Origin of the sequence: Citrobacter sp. Cf116, from assembly GCF_030336505.1 — a bacterium.
GTDB lineage: Bacteria > Pseudomonadota > Gammaproteobacteria > Enterobacterales > Enterobacteriaceae > Citrobacter > Citrobacter freundii.
The window spans coordinates 51,015-75,262 of sequence record NZ_JAOWEQ010000028.1 but is presented as its reverse complement, the minus strand read 5'-3'; the positions used below and the strand labels follow the sequence as shown (position 1 = coordinate 75,262).

At 52.4% G+C, this 24,248-nt stretch carries 21 protein-coding genes; 16 read left to right on the top strand and 5 right to left on the bottom strand.

The annotated features are described in order from the left end of the window. The first annotated feature begins 3 nt into the window (after positions 1 to 3). Positions 4 to 1,548, top strand: coding sequence for a threonine ammonia-lyase, biosynthetic (gene ilvA, locus OGV74_RS04000; protein WP_003018007.1), 1,545 nt, complete (start codon positions 4 to 6; stop codon positions 1,546 to 1,548). 63 nt (positions 1,549 to 1,611) lie between these two features. On the opposite strand, the gene fabV is transcribed toward ilvA, so the two are convergent. Both fabV and ilvY read right to left on the bottom strand, forming a co-directional pair. Further along, the gene (fabV, locus tag OGV74_RS03995) at positions 1,612 to 2,805 is read right to left on the bottom strand and encodes an enoyl-ACP reductase FabV (RefSeq protein ID WP_086504707.1); all 1,194 of its coding nucleotides are present in this window, start codon (positions 2,803 to 2,805) and stop codon (positions 1,612 to 1,614) included. A gap of 172 nt (positions 2,806 to 2,977) precedes the next feature. Further along, entirely contained in the window at positions 2,978 to 3,880 is a 903-nt protein-coding gene (ilvY, locus tag OGV74_RS03990) for an HTH-type transcriptional activator IlvY (protein WP_057102263.1), read from the bottom strand. A 164-nt stretch (positions 3,881 to 4,044) separates the two neighbouring features. On the opposite strand from ilvY, the gene ilvC reads away from it, so the two are divergent. Next, complete coding sequence (gene ilvC, locus OGV74_RS03985; RefSeq protein ID WP_071696996.1) at positions 4,045 to 5,520, top strand: ketol-acid reductoisomerase; 1,476 nt, start codon at positions 4,045 to 4,047, stop codon at positions 5,518 to 5,520. A gap of 115 nt (positions 5,521 to 5,635) precedes the next feature. Here the strand turns inward: ilvC and ppiC are convergent, their stop codons facing one another. After that, the gene (ppiC, locus tag OGV74_RS03980; protein ID WP_003017999.1) at positions 5,636 to 5,917 is read right to left on the bottom strand and encodes a peptidylprolyl isomerase PpiC; all 282 of its coding nucleotides are present in this window, start codon (positions 5,915 to 5,917) and stop codon (positions 5,636 to 5,638) included. An 84-nt stretch (positions 5,918 to 6,001) separates the two neighbouring features. Between ppiC and rep the strand changes: the two genes are divergently transcribed. Then, positions 6,002 to 8,023: a DNA helicase Rep gene (rep, locus tag OGV74_RS03975; RefSeq protein ID WP_003829018.1), complete on the top strand. Its 2,022-nt coding sequence runs from the start codon at positions 6,002 to 6,004 to the stop codon at positions 8,021 to 8,023. 47 nt (positions 8,024 to 8,070) lie between these two features. Here rep and gppA read toward each other — a convergent pair whose 3' ends face one another. After that, on the bottom strand, positions 8,071 to 9,552 hold the full coding sequence (gene gppA / locus OGV74_RS03970; protein WP_003017996.1) for a guanosine-5'-triphosphate,3'-diphosphate diphosphatase: 1,482 nt from the start codon (positions 9,550 to 9,552) through the stop codon (positions 8,071 to 8,073). Positions 9,553 to 9,688: 136 nt separating this feature from the next. After that, the gene (gene rhlB / locus OGV74_RS03965) at positions 9,689 to 10,957 is read right to left on the bottom strand and encodes an ATP-dependent RNA helicase RhlB (protein ID WP_003017994.1); all 1,269 of its coding nucleotides are present in this window, start codon (positions 10,955 to 10,957) and stop codon (positions 9,689 to 9,691) included. 143 nt (positions 10,958 to 11,100) lie between these two features. Here rhlB and trxA point away from each other — a divergent pair, with 143 nt between their 5' ends. From trxA to wecG, 13 genes are all read left to right on the top strand, one after another. Next, positions 11,101 to 11,430 carry a thioredoxin TrxA gene (trxA, locus tag OGV74_RS03960; protein ID WP_001280776.1) on the top strand — a complete coding sequence of 110 codons (330 nt, stop codon included), beginning with the start codon at positions 11,101 to 11,103 and terminating at the stop codon, positions 11,428 to 11,430. A gap of 130 nt (positions 11,431 to 11,560) precedes the next feature. Then, positions 11,561 to 11,680, top strand: a complete 120-nt coding sequence (locus OGV74_RS03955) for a rho operon leader peptide (RefSeq protein WP_049259789.1) — start codon at positions 11,561 to 11,563, stop codon at positions 11,678 to 11,680. Between the two features lie 87 nt (positions 11,681 to 11,767). Further along, positions 11,768 to 13,027 carry a transcription termination factor Rho gene (rho, locus tag OGV74_RS03950; RefSeq protein ID WP_002437993.1) on the top strand — a complete coding sequence of 420 codons (1,260 nt, stop codon included), beginning with the start codon at positions 11,768 to 11,770 and terminating at the stop codon, positions 13,025 to 13,027. 202 nt (positions 13,028 to 13,229) lie between these two features. Next, positions 13,230 to 14,360, top strand: coding sequence for a UDP-N-acetylglucosamine--undecaprenyl-phosphate N-acetylglucosaminephosphotransferase (gene wecA / locus OGV74_RS03945; RefSeq protein ID WP_217436154.1), 1,131 nt, complete (start codon positions 13,230 to 13,232; stop codon positions 14,358 to 14,360). A 12-nt stretch (positions 14,361 to 14,372) separates the two neighbouring features. After that, positions 14,373 to 15,419, top strand: a complete 1,047-nt coding sequence (gene wzzE, locus OGV74_RS03940; RefSeq protein ID WP_071696994.1) for an ECA polysaccharide chain length modulation protein — start codon at positions 14,373 to 14,375, stop codon at positions 15,417 to 15,419. A gap of 55 nt (positions 15,420 to 15,474) precedes the next feature. Continuing rightward, positions 15,475 to 16,605: a non-hydrolyzing UDP-N-acetylglucosamine 2-epimerase gene (gene wecB, locus OGV74_RS03935; RefSeq protein ID WP_032948215.1), complete on the top strand. Its 1,131-nt coding sequence runs from the start codon at positions 15,475 to 15,477 to the stop codon at positions 16,603 to 16,605. After that, positions 16,602 to 17,864 (top strand): UDP-N-acetyl-D-mannosamine dehydrogenase, encoded by a 1,263-nt coding sequence (wecC, locus tag OGV74_RS03930; protein WP_071696993.1) that lies wholly within the window; start codon positions 16,602 to 16,604, stop codon positions 17,862 to 17,864. The genes wecB and wecC overlap by 4 nt, the downstream gene beginning before the upstream one ends. Beyond that, positions 17,861 to 18,538, top strand: coding sequence for a dTDP-4-amino-4,6-dideoxy-D-galactose acyltransferase (gene rffC / locus OGV74_RS03925; protein WP_003841192.1), 678 nt, complete (start codon positions 17,861 to 17,863; stop codon positions 18,536 to 18,538). Before wecC ends, rffC begins: the two co-directional genes overlap by 4 nt. A 4-nt stretch (positions 18,539 to 18,542) precedes the next feature. Next, complete coding sequence (rffA, locus tag OGV74_RS03920) at positions 18,543 to 19,673, top strand: dTDP-4-amino-4,6-dideoxygalactose transaminase (protein WP_086504709.1); 1,131 nt, start codon at positions 18,543 to 18,545, stop codon at positions 19,671 to 19,673. Position 19,674: 1 nt separating this feature from the next. Next, positions 19,675 to 20,925, top strand: coding sequence for a lipid III flippase WzxE (gene wzxE, locus OGV74_RS03915; protein ID WP_286520348.1), 1,251 nt, complete (start codon positions 19,675 to 19,677; stop codon positions 20,923 to 20,925). Continuing rightward, on the top strand, positions 20,922 to 22,001 hold the full coding sequence (locus OGV74_RS03910; protein WP_054528917.1) for a TDP-N-acetylfucosamine:lipid II N-acetylfucosaminyltransferase: 1,080 nt from the start codon (positions 20,922 to 20,924) through the stop codon (positions 21,999 to 22,001). The genes wzxE and OGV74_RS03910 overlap by 4 nt, the downstream gene beginning before the upstream one ends. Beyond that, positions 21,998 to 23,353 carry an ECA oligosaccharide polymerase gene (wzyE, locus tag OGV74_RS03905; RefSeq protein ID WP_003017967.1) on the top strand — a complete coding sequence of 452 codons (1,356 nt, stop codon included), beginning with the start codon at positions 21,998 to 22,000 and terminating at the stop codon, positions 23,351 to 23,353. Before OGV74_RS03910 ends, wzyE begins: the two co-directional genes overlap by 4 nt. Continuing rightward, complete coding sequence (wecG, locus tag OGV74_RS03900; protein ID WP_003017964.1) at positions 23,353 to 24,093, top strand: lipopolysaccharide N-acetylmannosaminouronosyltransferase; 741 nt, start codon at positions 23,353 to 23,355, stop codon at positions 24,091 to 24,093. The genes wzyE and wecG overlap by 1 nt, the downstream gene beginning before the upstream one ends. Positions 24,094 to 24,248 lie beyond the last annotated feature (155 nt).

The following is a 24,248-nucleotide window of genomic DNA, read 5'->3' as shown; positions in this document are numbered from 1 at the left end:
ACTATGGCGGATTCACAACCTCTATCCGGTGCTCCTGAGGGCGCTGAATATCTCAGAGCGGTACTGCGTGCGCCGGTATACGAAGCGGCACAGGTAACGCCGCTACAGAAAATGGAAAAGCTCTCTTCGCGCCTCGATAACGTCATTCTGGTGAAGCGCGAAGACCGTCAACCCGTTCATAGCTTCAAGCTACGCGGTGCCTATGCCATGATGGCGGGCTTGACCGAAGAGCAAAAAGCGCATGGGGTCATCACCGCATCGGCGGGTAATCATGCTCAGGGTGTCGCGTTCTCTTCTGCGCGATTAGGCGTGAAGGCGCTGATTGTCATGCCAACGGCTACCGCCGATATCAAAGTCGATGCCGTTCGCGGCTTCGGCGGAGAAGTGCTGTTGCACGGCGCGAATTTTGATGAAGCCAAAGCCAAAGCGATTGAACTGTCACAGCAGCAGGGTTTTACCTGGGTTCCACCGTTTGATCATCCGATGGTGATTGCCGGGCAGGGCACGCTGGCGCTGGAGCTGCTCCAGCAGGACGCTCATCTCGATCGCGTATTCGTGCCTGTTGGTGGTGGCGGATTAGCGGCAGGTGTTGCGGTGCTGATTAAACAGCTGATGCCGCAAATCAAAGTGATTGCCGTGGAAGCGGAAGATTCGGCCTGCCTGAAGGCGGCGCTGGATGCCGGTCATCCGGTGGATCTGCCGCGTGTGGGTCTCTTTGCCGAAGGCGTAGCGGTGAAACGTATTGGCGATGAAACCTTCCGTCTGTGCCAGGAATATCTCGACGATATTATCACTGTCGATAGCGATGCTATTTGTGCGGCAATGAAAGACCTGTTCGAGGATGTACGTGCGGTGGCTGAGCCTTCCGGGGCGCTGGCGCTGGCGGGGATGAAAAAATACATCGCCCAGCACAATATTCGCGGTGAACGTCTGGCGCACGTGTTGTCCGGTGCGAACGTTAACTTCCACGGCTTGCGCTACGTTTCCGAACGTTGCGAGCTGGGGGAACAACGTGAAGCCCTGCTGGCGGTGACCATCCCGGAAGAGAAGGGAAGTTTCCTGAAGTTCTGCCAGCTGTTGGGTGGCCGTTCGGTAACGGAGTTTAACTACCGCTTTGCCGATGCGAAAGACGCCTGCATTTTTGTCGGTGTACGCCTGAGCCGTGGGCTGGAAGAGCGTAAGGAAATCCTGCAACTGCTCAACGAGGGCGGCTACAGCGTGGTGGATCTGTCTGATGACGAGATGGCGAAGCTACACGTGCGCTATATGGTCGGTGGACGTCCGTCGAAACCCTTACAGGAACGTCTCTACAGCTTCGAATTTCCTGAATCGCCGGGGGCGTTGCTCAAATTTCTGCATACCCTGGGGACGCACTGGAATATTTCATTGTTCCACTATCGCAGTCACGGTACCGACTATGGTCGCGTACTGGCGGCGTTTGAGTTGGGGGAACACGAGCCTGATTTTGAAACGCGGCTAAATGAACTGGGTTATGACTGTCACGATGAAACGCATAACCCGGCGTTCAGGTTCTTCCTTGCGGGTTAACAACAGCCATTAAAAAAGGGTTCATGTAAAAACATGAACCCTTTTTGCTACTGTATCAGCAGATTACAGCGTGATAACGTCGAATTCGACTTCAGTATTCACGTCAGCATCGTAATCCACACCGTCGAGGGCAAAACCGAACAGATTCAGGAATTCCTGCTTGTATCCTGCATAGTCAGTTTCTTGCGCCAGGTTTTCGGTGGTGATCAGCGGCCACAGGTCGCGACATGCCTGCTGAATGTCATCACGCAGTTCCCAGTCATCCATACGGATACGCTGGTTGTCATCAAGCGCCACTTTGTCACCGTACAGGCTGGTGATCATCAGACGGTTGATTTGCTCGATACAACCTTCATGAATCCCCTGTGCTTTCATCAGCTTGAAGACCATGGAGATGTACAGCGGCATCACTGGAATGGCGGAAGACGCCTGAGTGATAACGGATTTCAGTACGGCAACGTTCGCGGAACCGTTCAGCGGAGCCAGCTGGTTACGCAGTTCGCCCGCGGCGCGATCAAGGTCTTCTTTCGCTTTGCCCAGCGCGCCGTGCCAGTAGATTGGCCAGGTCAGGTCGGTACCGATGTAGGAGTAGGCTACGGTTTTCACTCCGTCAGCCAGCACGCCCGCTTCGCTCAGCGCGCCCATCCACAGTTCCCAGTCCTCGCCGCCCATTACGGTAACGGTGTTCTGCACTTCTTCTTCGGTTGCCGGCTCAATGCTGGCGGTGATGATCTGATCTTTGTTGGTATCGATCGCTTTAGAAGTGTAAACCTCACCGATTGGCTTCAGCGCAGAACGGACGATTTCACCGGTTTTCGGCATTTTACGCACTGGGGAAGCCAGTGAATAAACGACCAGGTCAATCTGACCCAGGTCTTCTTTTATCAGTTTGATCACTTCATCACGGCATTCGTCAGAGAACGCATCGCCGTTGATGCTTTTGGCGTACAGACCTTCACGCTTAGCTGCTTCATCGAAAGCGGCAGAGTTATACCAGCCCGCGGAGCCCGGTTTGGTATCCGTGCCCGGTTTTTCGAAAAATACGCCGATAGTGGCGGCTCCGCTGCCAAAGGCGGCAGAAATTCTGGAAGCCAGACCGTAACCGGTGGAAGCACCGATCACCAGCACGCGGGACGGGCCGTTCTCGATTTTCCCGTTCTGCTTAACATACTCGATCTGCTTTTCCACGTTGACTTTGCAGCCAGTCGGATGGGTCGTTGTACAGATGAATCCACGAATTTTTGGTTTGATTATCATAATGATGGCTAATTAAGTTTGTATTTTCGCTGTCAAGTGCGCAATGACACCGTCTGTTCTGGCCTGCTTAACGCGATGGTTAACAAGCCCCCCACTACAATGGATCACGACATTATACAGAAAAGGAGTGCCAATACTGAATCTACCACTGATTTTAGGCCTGACGCTGGCGCTAGTCGGCAGATTTACGTTCCAGAACAATCTTCCAAAACGCGTCGATCAGCGGTTCATGCAGCCGCTTTTTCGGCGCGCAGACGCCGAGCTCGAACGGCGTTTTTTCGTCACTTCGCTCTAAAATCATCACGCGATTACGTACTGGCTCCGGGCTGTTTTCCAGCACCACTTCCGGCAGCAGCGCCACGCCGCAGCCCAGCGCCACCATTGAGACCATCGCTTCGTGGCCACCCACCGTGGCATAAATCGATGGGTTGCTGATTTTGTGACGGCGAAACCACAGCTCAATGCGGCGGCGGACCGGCCCCTGGTCGGCCATGATAAACGGCACCGTCGACCAGTCGGGTTTCTCGACGGAAACCTGGTTACGCACCGGGCAGGGCAGCGCCGGGGCGATCAACACCACCGTCAGATTCTCCAGCATCGAGAACGCTACCGCGCCGGGCAGTGTCTCGGGCTTACCGGCAATCGCCAGATCGGCTTCACCAGTGACCACTTTGTCCATCGCATCGGCGGCGTCGCCGGTGGTGAGCTTAATTTCCACCGATGGATGCTCGGCGCGGAAACGATCGAGAATGGGTGGCAGATGGCTGTATGCCGCAGTTACCGAACAGAAAATATGCAGTTCGCCCGACAGCGACGGCCCTTGTTGATCGAGGGTGTGGCGCAGCTGCTGGTATTGCAGCAGCGTCTGCTGGGCGAATACGCGCAGCTCTTCTCCCGCTTCGGTCAGCGTGACCGTACGGTTATCGCGCACAAACAGCGGCTGCCCGAGATCTTCTTCCAGGCGCTGAATCTGGCGCGAAAGCGTGGAGGGACTGACGTGCATTGCCCGTGCGCTGCGGCCAAAGTGGCGGCTATCCGCCAGATGCAGGAACATTTTCAGATCGCGTAAATCCACAGACGAGCCTCCGATTTTCTACGTTGCATAAATTGCAATGTGACGTTGTGAATATATCAATTTCCGCAATAAATTTCCTGTTGTAATGTGGATTCAATCTCGCAAATACAAATCTGCGAACCGAATAATAAGCACCACAACACAACATCACGGAGTACACCATCATGGCTAACTACTTTAATACACTGAACCTGCGCCAGCAGCTGGCACAGCTGGGTAAATGTCGCTTTATGGGCCGCGACGAATTCGCCGATGGTGCGAGCTACCTTCAGGGTAAAAAAGTGGTCATCGTCGGCTGTGGCGCTCAGGGTCTGAACCAGGGCCTGAACATGCGTGACTCCGGTCTGGATATCTCCTACGCACTGCGTAAAGAAGCCATTGCTGAGAAGCGTGCTTCCTGGCGTAAAGCGACCGAAAACGGCTTCAAAGTAGGTACCTACGAAGATCTGATCCCGCAGGCTGACCTGGTGGTTAACCTGACGCCAGACAAGCAGCACTCCGACGTTGTACGTTCGGTACAACCGCTGATGAAAGATGGCGCGGCGCTGGGCTATTCACACGGCTTCAACATCGTCGAAGTGGGCGAGCAGATCCGTAAAGACATCACCGTTGTGATGGTGGCACCGAAGTGCCCGGGTACTGAAGTTCGTGAAGAGTACAAACGTGGCTTCGGTGTACCGACCCTGATCGCCGTTCACCCGGAAAACGATCCGAAAGGCGAAGGTATGGCGATTGCTAAAGCCTGGGCTGCGGCCACCGGCGGTCACCGTGCGGGCGTGCTGGAGTCCTCCTTCGTTGCGGAAGTGAAATCTGATCTGATGGGTGAGCAGACTATCCTGTGCGGTATGCTGCAAGCCGGTTCTCTGCTGTGCTTCGATAAGCTGGTGGAAGAAGGTACTGACCCGGCATATGCTGAAAAACTGATTCAGTTCGGCTGGGAAACCATCACCGAAGCGCTGAAGCAGGGCGGCATCACCCTGATGATGGACCGTCTGTCTAACCCGGCGAAACTGCGTGCTTATGCGCTGTCCGAACAGCTGAAAGAGATTATGGCGCCGCTGTTCCAGAAACACATGGACGACATCATTTCCGGCGAATTCTCTTCCGGCATGATGGCTGACTGGGCTAACGACGATAAGAAACTGCTGACCTGGCGTGAAGAGACCGGTAAAACCGCGTTCGAAACCGCCCCGCAGTTTGAAGGTAAAATCGGTGAGCAGGAGTACTTCGATAAAGGCGTTCTGATGATTGCGATGGTGAAAGCGGGCGTTGAGCTGGCGTTCGAAACCATGGTGGATTCCGGCATCATCGAAGAATCTGCGTACTACGAATCACTGCACGAGCTGCCGCTGATCGCGAATACCATCGCCCGTAAGCGTCTGTACGAAATGAACGTGGTTATCTCCGATACCGCAGAATACGGCAACTACCTGTTCTCTTACGCTTGCGTACCGCTGCTGAAAGAGTTCATGACCACCCTGCAGACCGGCGACCTGGGCAAAGCGATTGCCGAAGGTGCGGTAGACAACGCGCAGCTGCGCGACGTGAACGAAGCAATCCGTAGCCACGCTATTGAGCAGGTTGGTAAGAAACTGCGCGGTTACATGACCGATATGAAACGCATTGCCGTTGCTGGCTAAATAGGATGTCGGGTGGCGCTTGCGCTTACCCGACCTACGCACAGCAGATGTAGGCCGGATAAGGCGTAGCCGCCATCCGGCAAAAAAAGCCCGGTGTTTAACACCGGGCTTTTTATTAGTTACGGTACAGCACTTTAATGATGTGGTAACCAAACTGAGTGTGCAGCGGGCCGGTTGGCTCCAGCACCGGGCAGGAAAAAACCACTTTGTCGAACGCCGGAACCATCTGGCCCTGACGGAATTCACCTAAATCACCGCCGCGTTTGCCTGATGGACAGATAGAGTGTTTCTTCGCCAATTTGCCGAAGTCGGCGCCGTTTTTAATCTGTTCCAGAAGATCCAGTGCCAGTTTCTCTTCTTTAACAAGGATATGCACTGCTGCTGCTGTTTTTGCCATGATCGTGCCTTGAGTGGGGTGGTTAAGGCTGGCTATACTACCACGCTGTTATTCTCCCCTCCCGACTTTCATGAGTGACCCTTTATGCGTTTGAACCCCGGACAACAACAAGCCGTCGAATTCGTCACCGGACCTTGCCTGGTGCTGGCGGGAGCGGGTTCCGGCAAGACGCGTGTTATCACCAATAAAATCGCCCATCTGATCCGTGAATGTGGCTACCAGGCACGCCATATTGCGGCCGTGACCTTTACCAATAAGGCTGCGCGCGAGATGAAAGAGCGCGTGGCGCAAACGCTGGGTCGTAAAGAGGCGCGTGGGTTGATGATCTCCACCTTCCACACCCTGGGACTGGATATCATTAAGCGTGAATATGCGGCGCTGGGGATGAAGTCGAACTTCTCGTTGTTTGACGATACTGACCAGGTGGCCTTGCTCAAGGAACTGACCGAAGGGCTAATCGAAGACGATAAGCTTATCCTCCAGCAGTTGATCTCGACGATCTCCAACTGGAAAAACGATCTGATGACTCCGGCACAGGCGGCAGCCAGCGCCAAGGGCGAGCGCGATCGTATTTTTGCCCACTGCTATGGTCTGTATGACGCGCATATGAAGGCGTGTAACGTCCTCGATTTTGACGATCTGATCCTGCTTCCCACGCTGCTGCTACAGCGCAATGAAGAAGTGCGTGAGCGCTGGCAAAACAGAATCCGCTACCTGCTGGTGGATGAATATCAGGATACCAACACCAGCCAGTACGAGCTGGTGAAGTTGCTGGTAGGTAAACGCGCGCGCTTTACCGTCGTGGGCGATGACGATCAGTCGATCTACTCCTGGCGCGGCGCCCGTCCACAGAACCTGGTACTGTTAAGCAAAGATTTTCCGGCTTTGCAGGTGGTGAAGCTGGAGCAAAACTACCGTTCATCAGGTCGCATCCTGAAGGCGGCGAACATCCTTATTGCGAACAATCCACACGTCTTTGAAAAGCGACTCTTTTCCGAGTTGGGTTACGGTGCTGAACTGAAGGTACTGAGTGCCAATAATGAAGAGCACGAAGCGGAACGCGTGACCGGGGAATTAATTGCCCATCATTTTGTGAACAAGACGCAGTATAAAGACTACGCCATCCTGTATCGCGGTAATCATCAGTCGCGCGTGTTCGAAAAGTTTCTAATGCAGAACCGTATCCCGTACAAAATTTCCGGCGGAACGTCGTTCTTCTCGCGTCCGGAGATTAAAGATCTGCTGGCTTATCTGCGCGTGCTGAGCAACCCGGATGACGATAGCGCATTTTTGCGGATCGTAAACACGCCAAAACGTGAAATCGGCCCGGCCACGCTGCAAAAGTTGGGGGAATGGGCGATGACACGTAATAAAAGCCTGTTTACCGCCAGCTTTGATATGGGGCTTAGCCAGACACTAACCGGGCGCGGGTATGATTCTCTGACTCGCTTTACGCACTGGCTGGGGGAAATTCAGCGTCTGGCGGAGCGTGAGCCGGTTGCCGCTGTGCGCGATCTTATCCACGGTATTGATTACGAATCCTGGCTGTATGAAACCTCGCCGAGTCCGAAAGCGGCTGAAATGCGTATGAAAAACGTCAATACGCTGTTCAGTTGGATGACGGAGATGCTGGAAGGCAGTGAGCTGGAAGAGCCAATGACCCTGACCCAGGTTGTTACCCGCTTTACCCTACGCGACATGATGGAACGTGGAGAGAGTGAAGAAGAGCTGGATCAGGTGCAATTAATGACACTGCATGCCTCAAAAGGGCTGGAGTTCCCATACGTGTTTATGGTGGGAATGGAAGAAGGATTTTTGCCGCACCAGAGCAGTATCGATGAAGACAATATCGACGAAGAACGTCGTCTGGCTTATGTAGGGATTACGCGTGCACAAAAAGAGCTCATCTTCACGCTATGTAAAGAGCGTCGTCAGTATGGTGAGCTGGTGCGTCCGGAACCGAGTCGTTTCCTTCTGGAGCTGCCACAGGATGACGTTATCTGGGAGCAAGAGCGAAAAGTGGTGAGCGCAGAGGAGCGGATGCAAAAAGGGCAGGCCAGCATCGCTAATATTCGGGCAATGATGGCGAAAGCTAAAGCGAAGTAGGTATTTTATGGGCCGGATATGTGTAAGCACTATCCGGCAACCAACATCTAATGAACGTCCAGCGGCCAGTGGACATAGCTTTGCCACTGGCTTTCCTGATCGATTAACTCTTTACCCAGCGGATGATGTTCCAGCCAGCCTTCTGGTAGAGTGACCGTCAGGTGCTCGTTTCTTGCATCCAATTGAATTTCCGGCACAAGATCGTCACGGCGACGACTGGCGAAGATGATCGCCAGGCGTAGCAAACGACAAAGATGCTCCGCGATGCGCGGCGGCACTGCGTTTTGCTGGTGGAGCGAAGAGAGATCGACGGGATTGGTCTGGTTGAGTAACAGCGTCGCTAGCAGTTTCTTTTGCGCAGGGGTAAAACCCGGGAGATCGAGATTGCGCACCAGATAAGCGGCATGCTGTGGTGCCTGTTTAAAATCAACGCTTAGGCCAATTTCATGCAGCTGACAGGCACTAATCAGTAATTCGCGGCTAATCGGTTCAAGATGCCACTTTTTTTCTACCTGATCGAGAAATTTAGTCGCCAAATTGGCAACGCGATGTGCTTGCTCTGTATCGACCATAAAGCGACGCTGGATATTGCGTAATGTGCGGCTACGAATATCCTGATCCACCGCCAGATGCAGCATACCGTAGACCAGACCTTCACGTAATGCGCCGCCGGCCAGGGTCATGCATTGAATGTTCAGTTCGGTGAAAATAGCAATCAAAATGGCCAGCCCGCTGGGGAAAACCAGCGCACGTTCCAGCGTTAACCCTTCGATCTCTAGCTCTTCCAGACGACCGCAGTGAATGGCGCGCTGCTTAAGCTGCTGAAGTTTGGCCAGCGTAATGCGCTCATCCATGCCCTGCGCCATCATGATTTCCTGCAACGCCTGGACGGTGCCAGAGGCACCAACGCAAACTTTCCAGCCATGAAAACGCAGTTTGTCGGCGACCGGGCGCAGAACTTCGCGAGCCGCTTTCTCGGCCTCGTCAAAGTTTTCCTGTGCCAGATTACGATCGGTAAAATAGCGTTCGAGCCAGGTGACGCAGCCCATTGACAGGCTGAACAGGGAAGTGGTTTGCGCGCCAGAACCGGTAACCAACTCTGTGCTGGCCCCGCCAATGTCGACGACCAGACGCTGATCCGCGCCGCCGGTAGTGTGGGCCACACCTTGATAAATCAGGCGCGCTTCTTCTTCACCGCTAATCACCTGGACAGGGCAGCCGAGGATCTCTTGCGCTTTAGCAATAAACACATCGGCATTTACGGCGATGCGTAATGTTGCCGTGGCGACCACGCGGATTTGTGGATGCGGAATATCCTGCAGACGTTCTGCAAACAGGCGCAAACATTGCCAGCCGCGCTCCATCGCTTCAACAGAGAGCTCGTTGTCACCGTTGAGTCCAGCAGCCAGACGCACTTTGCGTTTGATACGAGTGAGCGTCTGGATGCTTCCTGCCACCTCACGTACAACCAGCATATGAAAACTATTTGATCCGAGATCGATTGCCGCATACAGCGAAGTAGAATTCATACACTTCATCCTTCAACCTGTATCTGTGTTGGCTGCGTTCTCTCACCCGAATCACTTACTAAAGTAGGTTCATCGGGATTCGTTTTCTTGCCGCCTTGATACAGGCTGAATGATTTTGTGTATGGCATAACGTTTCTTAACCTGAACGACGACGATTACGCGGAGCACCACCGGTACGGCGTGGGCCATTGCCTGTGCGCGGGCGCGTTAAGCGCAAAGGCTTCGGCAGATCGGTCATCAGCGCATCCGGGTTATATTTGCTGACCGGAATCGAGTGGCCGATATAGGTCTCGATTGCGGGTAAATTTAGCGCGTACTCTTCACAAGCGAGGCTGATAGAGTGACCGCTTGCGCCAGCACGACCGGTACGACCGATACGGTGAACGTAATCTTCACAGTCATCCGGCAGGTCATAGTTAAATACGTGCGTTACGGCTGGGATATGCAGACCACGTGCAGCAACATCCGTCGCAACGAGTATGTCGATATCGCCACGGGTGAATTCATCAAGGATTCGCAGACGTTTTTTCTGCGCCACGTCACCGGTCAGCAGACCGACACGATGGCCGTCTGCAGCAAGGCTGCCCCAGATATCTTCACAACGATGCTTGGTGTTAGCAAAAACAATGGCGCGATCTGGCCACTCTTCTTCAATCAGCGTTTGCAGCAAACGCATTTTCTCTTCGTTGGAGGGGTAGAAGAGCTCTTCTTTAATGCGATGGCCAGTTTTCTGTTCCGGTTCGACTTCAACGTACTCAGCGTTATTCATTTGTTCGAACGCCAGTTCGCGAACGCGATAAGAGAGGGTTGCAGAAAACAGCATATTCAGACGTTGGGTGGTTGGCGGCATACGACGGAACAGCCAACGGATATCTTTAATAAAGCCCAGATCGTACATACGATCGGCTTCATCCAGCACCACGACCTGAATCGCGCCCAGATTAATGTGGTTCTGTTTTGCATAGTCGATAAGACGACCGGTCGTGCCGATAAGAATATCGACGCCGCTTTCCAGCACTTTCAGCTGTTTATCGTAACCGTCGCCGCCATACGCCAGGCCTAATTTCAGACCAGTGGTCTGTGCCAGCGGCTCGGCATCAGCGTGGATCTGCACGGCTAACTCACGCGTTGGCGCCATAATTAACGCACGCGGTTGGTTCACCTTGCGATCGGCAATCGCGGGATGAGAGAGAAGATAATGAAACGTTGACGTCAGGAACGCCATCGTTTTTCCGGTACCGGTTTGCGCCTGCCCGGCAACATCACGACCAGCCAGCGTTAGCGGCAGCGCGAGGGCCTGAATGGGCGTACAGTTATGAAAGCCTTTGTTTTCAAGGGCTTCTATCACCTTTGGGTGCAGGGCGAAGTCGGAAAACTTCTGTTCTGTTAAATGTGTTTTGCTCATAGTGTGGTAGAATATCAGCTTACTATTGCTTTACGAAAGCGTATCCGGTGAAATAAAGTCAACCTTTAGTTGGTTAATGCTACATCAACACGTCGTTGATTAATGCTACACCAATGCACCAGGCTTATTCCTGTGGAGTTATTATGAGCGATAAAATTATTCACCTGACTGACGACAGTTTTGACACGGATGTACTCAAAGCGGACGGAGCAATCCTCGTTGATTTCTGGGCAGAGTGGTGCGGTCCGTGCAAAATGATCGCTCCGATTCTGGATGAAATCGCTGACGAATATCAGGGCAAACTGACGGTTGCTAAATTGAACATTGACCAAAACCCAGGCACCGCGCCGAAGTATGGTATCCGTGGCATCCCGACCCTGTTGCTGTTTAAAAACGGCGAAGTTGCGGCGACAAAAGTCGGCGCGCTGTCCAAAGGTCAGTTGAAAGAATTCCTCGACGCTAATTTAGCGTAAGGAAGTCTCATGATCGGGCGACCATACTTCGAAATGATTCGGATGACTGGACGCCCGACTTGAGTCGTGCTAAGTTAGTGTTGACTTCGTATTAAACATACCTTATTAAGTTTGAATCTAGTTATATCCAATACTTCCCGTTGTTTCTCGCGCGAGAAGTGGACAGATTCCTGGCTTGTCACTCAATCCGTCTTGTCGTTTCAGTTCTGCGTACTTTCCTGTGACCAGACAGCGAACAGACATGAGTTGATGGCCGTAAACAGGCATGGATGACCCTGCCATACCATTCACAACATTAAGTTCGAGATTTACCCCAAGTTTAAGAACTCACACCATTATGAATCTTACCGAATTAAAGAATACGCCGGTTTCTGAGCTGATCACTCTCGGCGAAAATATGGGCCTTGAAAACCTGGCTCGTATGCGCAAGCAGGACATTATTTTTGCCATCCTGAAGCAGCACGCAAAGAGTGGCGAAGATATCTTTGGTGACGGTGTGCTGGAGATATTGCAGGATGGATTTGGTTTCCTCCGCTCTGCAGACAGCTCCTACCTCGCCGGTCCTGATGACATCTACGTTTCTCCCAGCCAAATCCGCCGTTTCAACCTCCGCACTGGTGATACCATTTCTGGTAAGATTCGCCCGCCGAAAGAAGGTGAACGCTACTTTGCGCTGTTGAAAGTTAACGAAGTTAACTACGACAAACCAGAAAACGCCCGTAATAAAATCCTCTTTGAGAACTTAACGCCGCTGCACGCAAACTCTCGTCTGCGTATGGAGCGTGGTAATGGTTCTACTGAAGACTTAACGGCACGTGTACTGGATTTGGCATCGCCGATCGGTCGTGGCCAACGTGGTCTGATTGTTGCTCCGCCGAAAGCGGGTAAAACCATGCTGCTGCAGAACATCGCGCAGAGCATTGCATACAATCATCCTGACTGCGTGTTGATGGTGCTGCTGATTGACGAACGTCCGGAAGAAGTTACCGAGATGCAGCGTCTGGTGAAAGGTGAAGTGGTTGCGTCTACCTTTGACGAACCTGCCTCCCGCCATGTTCAGGTTGCGGAAATGGTTATCGAGAAGGCGAAACGTCTGGTTGAACACAAGAAAGACGTTATCATTCTGCTTGACTCCATCACCCGTCTGGCACGTGCATATAACACCGTGGTTCCTGCTTCCGGTAAAGTACTGACCGGTGGTGTGGACGCCAACGCCCTGCATCGTCCGAAGCGTTTCTTTGGTGCTGCACGTAACGTGGAAGAGGGCGGTAGCCTGACCATCATCGCGACTGCGCTGATTGATACCGGCTCTAAAATGGATGAAGTTATCTACGAAGAGTTTAAAGGTACCGGCAACATGGAACTGCATCTCTCCCGTAAGATTGCTGAAAAACGCGTCTTCCCGGCTATCGACTACAACCGTTCTGGTACCCGTAAAGAAGAGCTGCTCACCACCCAGGAAGAGCTGCAGAAAATGTGGATCCTGCGCAAAATCATCCATCCTATGGGTGAAATCGACGCAATGGAATTCCTCATTAACAAACTGGCGATGACCAAGACCAATGACGACTTCTTCGATATGATGAAGCGTTCCTGATTCAGGCATCATCTGAAAACGCCACGTTTTTACGTGGCGTTTTGCTTTTACGATTCATCCTAATGTTTGGTCAGATAAAATTGTCATTATTATCGGCGTCATGGATTGTCACAATGTGCGGCATGACCGACAAGAGGTAGGAAGTGTAATGTTTTAGCTGCTCTCTTCAAGGGGGCGTCTTAACGCATTATACTTTAAGGAAATGATATATGCTGAGAACACATACACTGTGAATCTACTCGCTGCTTTCTCTGAGCTAGTTAGTATTTTTTTATTCACAACCATTTTTATTTTTTTGGCACGAAAAGTAGCCATAAAAATAGGTTTAGTGGATAAGCCAAACTTCCGCAAACGTCACCAAGGGATTATTCCGTTGGTGGGCGGGATTTCTGTGTTTGCCGGAATCAATTTCATGTTTGGCTTTTCGGATTATTACATTCCCCATGCCTCGTTATACCTCTTCTGTGCAGGTGTGCTGGTGTTTGTTGGCGCGCTTGACGATCGTTTTGACATCAGCGTAAAAATACGAGCAGTCGTTCAGGCGGCGATTGCTATTGTGATGATGGTAAAAGGTGAGCTTTATCTAAGTAGCCTGGGATATATTTTTGGCCCGTGGGAGTTGTTGTTGGGTCCCTTTGGTTATTTTCTCACCCTTTTTGCCGTCTGGGCGGCGATTAACGCCTTTAATATGGTTGATGGCATTGATGGCTTGTTAGGCGGGCTATCCAGTGTCTCATTCGCAGCGATGGGGTTTATCCTGTGGTTCGATGGTCAGACAAGCCTGGCTATCTGGTGTTTTGCCATGATTGCCGCCATCCTGCCTTACATCATGCTAAATCTGGGTATTCTTGGACGCCGCTATAAGGTCTTTATGGGGGATGCGGGAAGTACGCTGATTGGCTTTACGGTAATCTGGATCCTGCTGGAGACCACTCAAGGTAAAACTCATCCTATTAGCCCGGTCACTGCACTGTGGATTATCGCCATTCCGTTAATGGATATGGTGGCGATCATGTATCGTCGTTTGCGTAAAGGCATGAGTCCTTTCTCTGCAGATCGCCAGCATATTCATCATTTAGTGATGCGCGCCGGGTTTACTTCCAGACAGGCATTTGTTCTGATCACGTTGGCTGCAGCGATTCTGGCCTCTATCGGTGCACTGGCTGAATATTTTCGTTTAGTCCCTGAATGGGCCATGTTGGTGCTCTTTTTACTGGCATTCGGTCTTTACGGTTACTGTATTAAGCGGGCATGGAAGGTGGCGAGATTTATTAAGCGAGTTAAGCGCAGACTACGAAGGCACCGCGAAGGCAAACCAAACTTAACCAAGTAAATTGAGGATGCGATGACACAACCATTACCGGGGGAACACGCCGTGAGCGCAGAAAATGAACTGGATATCCGTGGGTTGTTTCGTGCCTTATGGGCAGGGAAAGTGTGGATTGTCGGCATGGCTCTCGCCTTCGCGTTAGTCGCTCTCGCCTATACGTTCTTTGCTCGTCAGGAGTGGAGCGCGACGGCGATTTCAGACAGGCCAACGGTTAATATGTTGGGCGGCTATTACTCTCAGCAGCAGTTCTTACGTAACCTGGACATCAAGGCCAGTCTTGCATCAGCGGATCAGCCATCAGTGATGGATGAAGCCTATAAAGAATTTATCATGCAGCTTGCCTCATGGGATACGCGCCGTGAATTCTGGCAGCAGACTGATTACTACAAGCAACGTATGGTGGGGAACAGTAAAGCCGATGCGGCGATGCTGGATGAACTGATCAATAACATTCAGTTTATGCCTGGCGATGCGGTTCGTAATACCAATGACAGCGTGAAGCTGATTGCCGAGACGGCACCTGATGCCAACAATCTGTTGCGTCAGTACATCGCGTTTGCCAGTCAGCGTGCAGCGCGTCATCTGAACGACGAGTTAAAGGGAGCCTGGGCTGCGCGCACTGTGCAGATGAAGGCGCAGGTTAAACGCCAGGAAGAAGTGGCGAAATCGATTTTTTCTCGCCGAGTTCACAACATTGAGCAGGCGCTCAAAATTGCTGAACAGCATAATATTTCGCGTACTTCCACTGACGTTCCGGCTGAAGAGTTACCTGATTCAGAACTGTTTTTGCTTGGACGCCCTATGCTGCAGGCGCGACTCGAAAACCTGCAATCTGTTGGTCCCGATTTCGATCTGGACTACTTCCAAAACCGAGCCATGCTTAACACACTGAACGTTGGGCCAACTCTGGATCCGCGTTTTCAGACCTATCGTTATTTGCGTACGCCGGAAGAACCGGTAAAACGTGACAGCCCTCGTCGTGCTTTCCTGATGATTATGTGGGGCATCGTTGGGGCTCTGATCGGTGCTGGTGTCGCGTTAACCCGCCGCCGCACGATCTAGCAATATCGTTGCAGTGAGGGGCTGGGCCCTCACTGCCAATCCGAAGAGAATCGATGTGAAAGTACTGACTGTATTTGGCACGCGACCGGAGGCCATAAAAATGGCACCTCTGGTTCATGCGTTGGCAAAAGATCCTGATTTTGAGGCAAAAGTTTGCGTCACGGCGCAGCATCGGGAGATGCTCGATCAGGTGTTGAACCTTTTTTCCATTGTACCTGACTACGATCTCAATATTATGCAGCCAGGTCAGGGACTAACAGAAATTACCTGCCGAATACTGGAAGGATTAAAGCCTATTCTGGCTGACTTTAAACCCGACGTTGTGTTGGTTCACGGCGATACCACAACCACCATTGCCACGAGTCTGGCTGCGTTCTATCAGCGTATTCCGGTAGGGCATGTGGAGGCGGGTTTACGTACAGGCGATCTCTACTCTCCCTGGCCGGAAGAGGCGAACCGTACGCTGACCGGGCATTTGGCGATGTATCATTTTGCGCCAACAGAAAACTCGCGCCAAAACCTGCTACGGGAAAACATTTCTGATAGCCGTATCTTCGTTACAGGTAATACGGTTATTGATTCGTTGATCTGGGTTCGTGACCGTGTACTGGGAAATGAGGTGCTGCGTACCGATCTGGCAGAACGTTATCCTTTCCTGGCTGTTGATAAAAAGATGATACTGGTGACCGGTCATCGTCGGGAAAGCTTCGGTCGCGGTTTTGAACGCATATGCCACGCGCTGGCGGAAATTGCTGCGGCCAATCAGAACGTACAGATTGTCTATCCGGTGCACCTGAACCCTAACGTTAGCGAACCGGTGAATCGCATTCTGGGTCACGTTGAAAACGTCATCCTGATTGAACCGCAGGATTACATGCCGTTTGTCTGGCTGATGAATCATGCCTGGCTGATCCTGACCGACTCCGGTGGGATTCAGGAAGAAGCCCCATCTCTGGGGAAACCAGTACTGGTGATGCGCGAAACGACGGAACGTCCGGAAGCGATTACTGCAGGCACAGTACGTCTGGTAGGGACAGACCCGCAGCGTATTGTCGAAGAAGTCACGCGTTTGCTGCATGACGACAATGAATATCAGACCATGAGCCGCGCCCATAATCCGTATGGTGACGGGCAGGCATGTGGCCGCATTTTACACGCGTTAAAAAATAATCGGATATCGCTATGAGTTTTACGACCATTTCTGTCATTGGGCTGGGTTATATCGGACTGCCGACGGCGGCTGCCTTTGCTTCCCGTCAAAAGCATGTGATTGGCGTAGATGTAAATCAACACGCGGTGGATACCATTAATCGCGGTGAAATTCATATCGTAGAGCCAGATTTGGGCGCCGTGGTGAAAACGGCGGTCGAAAATGGATTTCTGCGTGCGACCACAACCCCTGTAGATGCGGATGCCTATCTGATTGCTGTGCCTACTCCGTTTAAGGGGGAGCACGAACCCGATATGGTTTATGTGGAAGCCGCAGCCAAGTCTCTTGCTCCGGTGCTGAAAAAAGGCGCGTTGGTGATCCTTGAATCAACGTCGCCTGTCGGGGCTACCGAACAGATGGCCACATGGCTGGCTGAAATGCGTCCTGATCTGACTTTCCCGCAGCAGGTCGGGGAACAGACTGACGTTAACATTGCTTATTGTCCTGAACGCGTGCTGCCGGGTCAGGTGATGGTTGAACTGATTAAAAACGACCGCGTGATTGGGGGAATGACCTCCGTCTGTTCCGCGCGTGCTAGCGAACTGTACAACATTTTCCTTGAGGGTGAATGTGTCGTGACCAACGCCCGCACTGCGGAAATGTGCAAGCTGACTGAAAATAGCTTCCGCGACGTCAATATCGCCTTCGCCAATGAGTTGTCGCTGATTTGCGCCGATCAGGGGATCAACGTCTGGGAACTGATTCGCCTGGCAAATCGCCATCCGCGCGTGAATATTTTGCAACCGGGTCCGGGTGTTGGCGGGCACTGTATTGCGGTTGATCCGTGGTTTATCGTGGCGCAGAACCCGCAGCAGGCGAAATTGATTCGCACCGCGCGTGAGGTAAACGACGGTAAGCCTCATTGGGTGGTCGATCGGGTAAAAGCTGCCGTGGCCGACTGTCTGGCAGATACCAATAAACGGGCCAGCGAAGTGAAAATTGCCTGTTTTGGTCTGGCATTTAAACCGAATATTGATGATTTACGTGAAAGCCCGGCGATGGGAATTGCGCAAAGTATCGCGCATTGGCACAAAGGCGAAACATTGGTAGTGGAACCGAATATCCATCAACTGCCGAAAAAACTGGACGGTCTGTGCCAACTGGCAACGCTGGACGATGCCCTGGGAAGCGCCGATGTGCTGGTCTTGCTGGTCGACCACAATGAATTTAAAGCCATTAAAGGCGATGCGGTTCACCAGCAATATGTCGTTGATACCAAAGGGGTCTGGCGGTGAAAATCCGCGCCAGTATTGAGCCGCTTAGCTGGGAAAATACGTTCTTTGGCGTGCATAGCGCCATTGTGCGTTTTGACCAACACGCGTCGGTTCTGACTGCGGATGCGTTGCAGCCCTGGTCGCGGGTACAGGCAAAAATACCTGCCGCCAATACCCAAGCATTAGATGCCCTGCAACAGCTGGGCTTCTCACTGGTTGAAGGTGAAGTGGATTTTGTGCTGCCAGTGACGTGTGCGCATGGTGACCCCGGTGCGCAGGTCGCACAAACTACGGATATCCCTGCATTACGCCATCTGGCAGGACAGGCGTTCGCGCAAAGTCGTTTTCGCGCCCCGTGGTATGCCGCAGATGCCAGCGCGCGTTTTTATGCGCAGTGGATTGAAAACGCGGTGCTGGGGACGTTCGATCATCAATGCCTCGTTTTTCGTACACCAACAGGTGAGATTCGTGGCTATGTCTCGCTGCGTGAACTGAATGCGACCGAGGCGCGAATTGGCCTGCTAGCCGGGCGTGGGGCGGGAGCAGAACTGATGCAGGCCGCGCTTTGCTGGGCGCAGGCTCACGGTAAAACAGCACTACGTGTGGCGACCCAAATGGGCAATACCGCCGCGCTTAAACGTTATATACACAGTGGTGCGAATGTGGAAAGCACCGCGTATTGGTTATACAGGTGACACGATGATTCCATTTAACGCACCGCCGGTGGTGGGCACTGAACTCGATTACATGCAGTCTGCGATGAACAGCGGCAAACTGTGTGGCGACGGCGGTTTTACCCGTCGCTGCCAGCAGTGGCTGGAACAGCATTTTGGCAGCGAGAAAGTATTGCTGACGCCTTCCTGCACCGCATCGCTTGAGATGGCGGCATTGCTGCTGGATATCCAGCCTGGCGATGAAGTCATTATGCCAAGCTATACGTTTGTCTCCACGGCCAATGCTTTCGTGCTGCGAGGCGCGAAAATTGTCTTTGTTGATATCCGCCCGGATACCATGAACATTGACGAAACGCTGATTGAAGCGGCGATCACCGACAAGACCCGCGTTATTGTGCCGGTGCATTACGCGGGCGTGGCCTGCGAAATGGATACTATTATGGCGCTGGCGACCAAACATAACCTGTTTGTGGTGGAAGATGCAGCCCAGGGCGTTATGTCGACTTACAAAGGTCGGGCGCTGGGGACGATTGGTCACATTGGTTGCTTTAGCTTTCATGAGACCAAAAACTATACCGCAGGTGGTGAAGGCGGCGCGACGCTGATTAATGATATAAAATTAGTCGAGCGTGCAGAGATCATCCGTGAAAAAGGGACAAACCGCAGCCAGTTTTTCCGTGGCCAGGTAGATAAATATACCTGGCGTGATATCGGCTCCAGCTATTTGATGTCCGATCTACAGGCCGCCTATCTGTGGGCGCAGCTGGAAGCAGCTGACCGCATTAACCAGCAGCGTCTGACGCTGTGGCAGAACTACTATGATGCTCTTGAACCGCTGGCGCGTGCCGGACGTATCGAGCTGCCTTCTGTACCAGACGGCTGCGTGCAAAACGCCCATATGTTTTACATCAAGCTGCGCGATATCGACGATCGCACAGCGTTGATTAACTTCCTGAAAGAAGCTGAAATTATGGCGGTGTTCCACTATATCCCGCTGCATGATTGCCCAGCTGGCGACAAATTCGGCGTATTTGCCGGTGTTGATCGTTACACCACCAAAGAGAGCGAGCGTTTGCTGCGTTTACCGCTGTTCTACAACCTGTCGCCGGTCAACCAGCGAACGGTAATTTCGACCTTACTCAACTACTTCGCCTGAAATGTCGCTTGCTAAAGCGTCCTTATGGACGGCAGCCAGTACGCTGGTAAAAATTGGTGCGGGTTTGCTGGTCGTGAAGCTGCTGGCGGTGTCGTTTGGCCCGGCAGGCGTGGGGCAGGCGGGTAACTTCCGCCAGATGGTCACCGTGCTTGGTGTCCTGGCGGGGGCCGGCATTTTCAACGGCGTCACGAAATATGTTGCGCAGCACCATGACGATCCGACCCGGCTCTGCAAGGTCGTCGGTACATCTTCCGCGATGGTGCTGGGATTCTCTACGCTGATGGCTGTGATTTTTCTGCTGGCGGCCGCACCAATCAGTCAGGGATTGTTTGGTCATACTCATTATCAGGGGCTGGTAAGACTGGTTGCGCTGGTGCAGATGGGCATTGCCTGGGCGAATCTGCTGCTGGCGTTGATGAAGGGGTTTCGCGATGCGGCGGGTAACGCGCTGTCGCTGATTGTGGGTAGTCTGGTGGGCGTAGTGGCTTATTATGGCTGTTATCGCCTGGGAGGGTATGAAGGCGCTTTGCTGGGTCTGGCGTTAGTGCCCGCGTTGGTCGTTATCCCTGCCGCTATTATGCTGATTAAGCGCGGGGCGATTCCTCTGCATTACCTGAAACCCTCGTGGGATAACGGTCTGGCTGGACAGCTAAGCAAGTTTACGCTGATGGCGCTGATTACCTCCGTAACGTTGCCTGTGGCATACGTGATGATGCGAAACCTGCTGGCGGCGCAGTACAGTTGGGATGATGTGGGGATTTGGCAGGGGGTAAGCAGTATCTCTGATGCTTATCTGCAATTCATTACCGCTTCATTCAGCGTTTACTTGCTGCCGACGTTGTCGCGACTGACTGAAAAGCGCGATATTACGCGCGAGGTGGTTAAGTCGCTGAAGTTCGTGTTACCAGCAGTTGCCGCTGCGAGCTTTACCGTTTGGCTGCTGCGTGACTTTGCTATCTGGCTGCTTTTCTCCGCAAAATTCACCGCCATGCGCGATCTGTTTGCCTGGCAACTGGTTGGCGATGTACTAAAAGTTGGGGCGTATGTCTTTGGGTATCTGGTGATCGCGAAAGCATCACTGCGGTTTTATATTTTGGCTGAAATTAGCCAGTTCATGTTATTGACGGTGTTTGCTCACTGGCTGATCCCTGCACATGGTGCGCTGGGAGCGGCACAGGCTTATATGGCAACGTACATCGTCTATTTTTCTCTTTGTTGTGGCGTGTTTTTACTCTGGCGTAGGCGGGCATGACTGTACTGATTCACGTTCTGGGATCGGATATCCCTCACCATAACCAAACCGTGCTGCGGTTTTTCAACGACTCGCTTGCCGCGACGAGCGAGCACGCGCGCACGTTTATGGTTGCCGGTCAGGATGCGGGATTCAGTGAGAGCTGCCCGGCGTTATCGCTGAGTTTCTACAGCGGGAAAAAAGCGTTAGCCGAAGCAGTTATTGCGAAAGCAAAAGCGAATCGCCAACAGCGATTCTTCTTCCACGGTCAGTTCAACACCAGCCTGTGGTTGGCGCTGCTGAGCGGGGGAATTAAACCGACGCAGTTTTACTGGCATATCTGGGGTGCTGATTTATACGAAGTCTCCAGTGGGCTGAAATTCCGCCTGTTTTACCCGATTCGCCGCATGGCGCAGAACCGCGTGGGCTGCGTATTTGCCACGCGGGGCGATTTACGTTATTTCGCCGAGCAACATCCGCATGTACGGGGTGAGTTGCTCTATTTCCCAACGCGAATGGATCCTTCACTCAATAACATGAGCAATGATTGTCAGCGCAGCGGCAAGATGACGGTGCTGGTTGGCAACTCTGGCGATCGCAGCAATGAGCATGTTGCCGCGCTGCGTGCTGTCCATCAGCAGTTCGGCGACACGGTGAACGTGATTGTGCCGATGGGTTACCCCGCCAATAATGAGGCCTATATCGACGAGGTTCGCCAGGCCGGTATGGCATTATTTAGCGCTGATAATCTGCAAATTTTAAGTGAAAAGCTGGAATTTGATGCCTATCTAACATTATTGCGGCAATGCGATTTGGGTTACTTTATTTTTGCCCGGCAGCAGGGGATCGGTACCCTGTGTTTGCTGATCCAGGCGGGTATCCCGTGCGTGCTCAACCGTGAAAATCCCTTCTGGCAGGATATGGTGGAACAGAATCTTCCAGTGTTATTTACCACGGATGATCTCAATGAAGGCGTCGTACGTGAAGCGCAGCGCCAGTTGGCATCGGTAGATAAAAACACGATTACCTTCTTTAGCCCGAATTATCTGCAGCCGTGGTATAACGCGCTGCGCATTGCTTCAGGAGAAACCGTATGAGCCTGATGCAATTCAGCGGTCTGCTGGTAGTCTGGCTGCTCTCTACCTTATTTATCGCCACGCTGACCTGGTTTGAGTTCCGCCGCGTACGTTTTAACTTCAATGTTTTCTTCTCATTGTTGTTCTTGCTGACGTTCTTCTTCGGATTCCCGTTAACCAGCATCCTGGTGTTCCGCTTTGATGTGGCAGTGGCTCCGCCGGAGATCCTGCTGCAGGCCTTGCTGTCAGCAGCCTGTTTCTATGCCGTCTACTACGTGACGTATAAAACGCGATTGCGTAAGCGAGTAGAGGGTAAGCCGCGCAGGCCGCTGTTTACCATCAATCGCGTTGAAGCCCATTTGACCTGGGTTATCCTGATGGCGATTGCGCTGGTGAGCGTGGGCGTCTTCTTTATGCACAACGGATTCCTGCTGTTCAGACTGCAATCCTATAGCCAGATTTTTTCCAGCGAAGTCTCTGGGGTCGCTCTGAAGCGTTTCTTCTACTTCTTCATTCCGGCCATGCTGGTGGTTTATTTCCTGCGTCAGGACAGCAAAGCGTGGTTGTTCTTCCTGGTGAGTACCGTCGCGTTTGGTTTGCTGACCTATATGATTGTGGGTGGGACGCGCGCCAATATCATTATCGCGTTTGCCATCTTCTTGTTTATCGGCATTATTCGCGGCTGGATTTCGCTGTGGATGTTGGTCGCAGCAGGCGTGCTGGGTATTGTCGGGATGTTCTGGCTGGCGTTGAAGCGCTACGGAATGAGCGTTAGCGGCGATGAGGCGTTCTATACGTTCCTGTACCTTACGCGCGACACCTTCTCGCCGTGGGAGAACCTGGCGCTGTTGCTGCAGAATTACCACAATATTGAGTTCCAGGGGCTGGCGCCGATCGTCCGTGACTTCTACGTCTTTATTCCTTCCTGGCTGTGGCCAGGGCGGCCGAGTATTGTACTCAACTCAGCGAACTACTTTACCTGGGAAGTGTTGAACAACCACTCAGGACTGGCGATTTCGCCGACGTTAATTGGTTCACTGGTGGTGATGGGCGGGGCGCTTTTTATACCATTAGGCGCGATTGTCGTTGGACTCATTATCAAGTGGTTCGACTGGCTGTATGAGCTAGGTAACCAAGAAACCAATCGCTATAAGGCAGCGATTTTGCACAGTTTCTGTTTTGGTGCCATTTTCAATATGATCGTGTTGGCACGTGAAGGGCTGGATTCGTTTGTCTCGCGAGTGGTCTTTTTCCTCGTGATTTTTGGCGTTTGCCTACTGATGGCAAAACTGCTGTTTTGGCTATTCGATAGCGCAGGACTCATCCATAAACGAATCAAGTCGCTGCCCCGGACACAAATTGAAGGATCGTAATGACAGATAACACAACTGCGCCGCTGTATTCGCTGCGCGGATTACAACTGATTGGCTGGCGCGATATGCAACATGCGCTGAATTACCTGTTTGCCGAAGGACACCTCAGGTCAGGAACGCTGGTGGCTATCAACGCTGAGAAAATGCTGACAGCAGAAGATAATCCTGAAGTGAGGGAGCTGATCAACGCCGCGGAGTTCAAATATGCGGATGGGATTAGCGTGGTGCGTTCGGTGCGCAAAAAATTCCCGCAGGCGCAGGTTTCACGTGTGGCCGGTGCTGATCTTTGGGAAGCGCTGATGGCGCGAGCTGGGCAAAACGGAACGCCTGTTTTCCTGGTTGGTGGCAAGCCTGAAGTTCTGGCGCAAACAGAAGCAAAACTACGTGCACAGTGGCGTGTGAACATTGTGGGTAGCCAGGATGGTTATTTTACCCCAGAGCAGCGTCAGGCGTTATTTGAGCGTATTCACGCCAGCGGCGCGCAAATTGTGACGGTGGCGATGGGTTCGCCGAAACAAGAGATCTTTATGCGTGATTGCCGCAAGACTCACCCCGACGCGCTGTATATGGGCGTGGGCGGCACCTACGACGTCTTTACCGGTCACGTTAAGCGTGCGCCTAAAATCTGGCAAAATCTGGGGCTGGAGTGGCTGTATCGCTTATTGTCGCAACCGAGCCGTATTACTCGACAACTTCGCTTATTACGCTATCTCCGCTGGCACTATACCGGCAACCTCTGACGCCCTCTCTCCTCTGATAAGTAGCGTGATCTGCTAATTACGCTACTTATTTACAACATAATCGCTGCTTTCTCGCACAATATATTCATTTTTTGAATGCTTTAATTGCCATTTAAGCGATTTTAGGAAACCATTCGCAACAATCATTCCAGTGC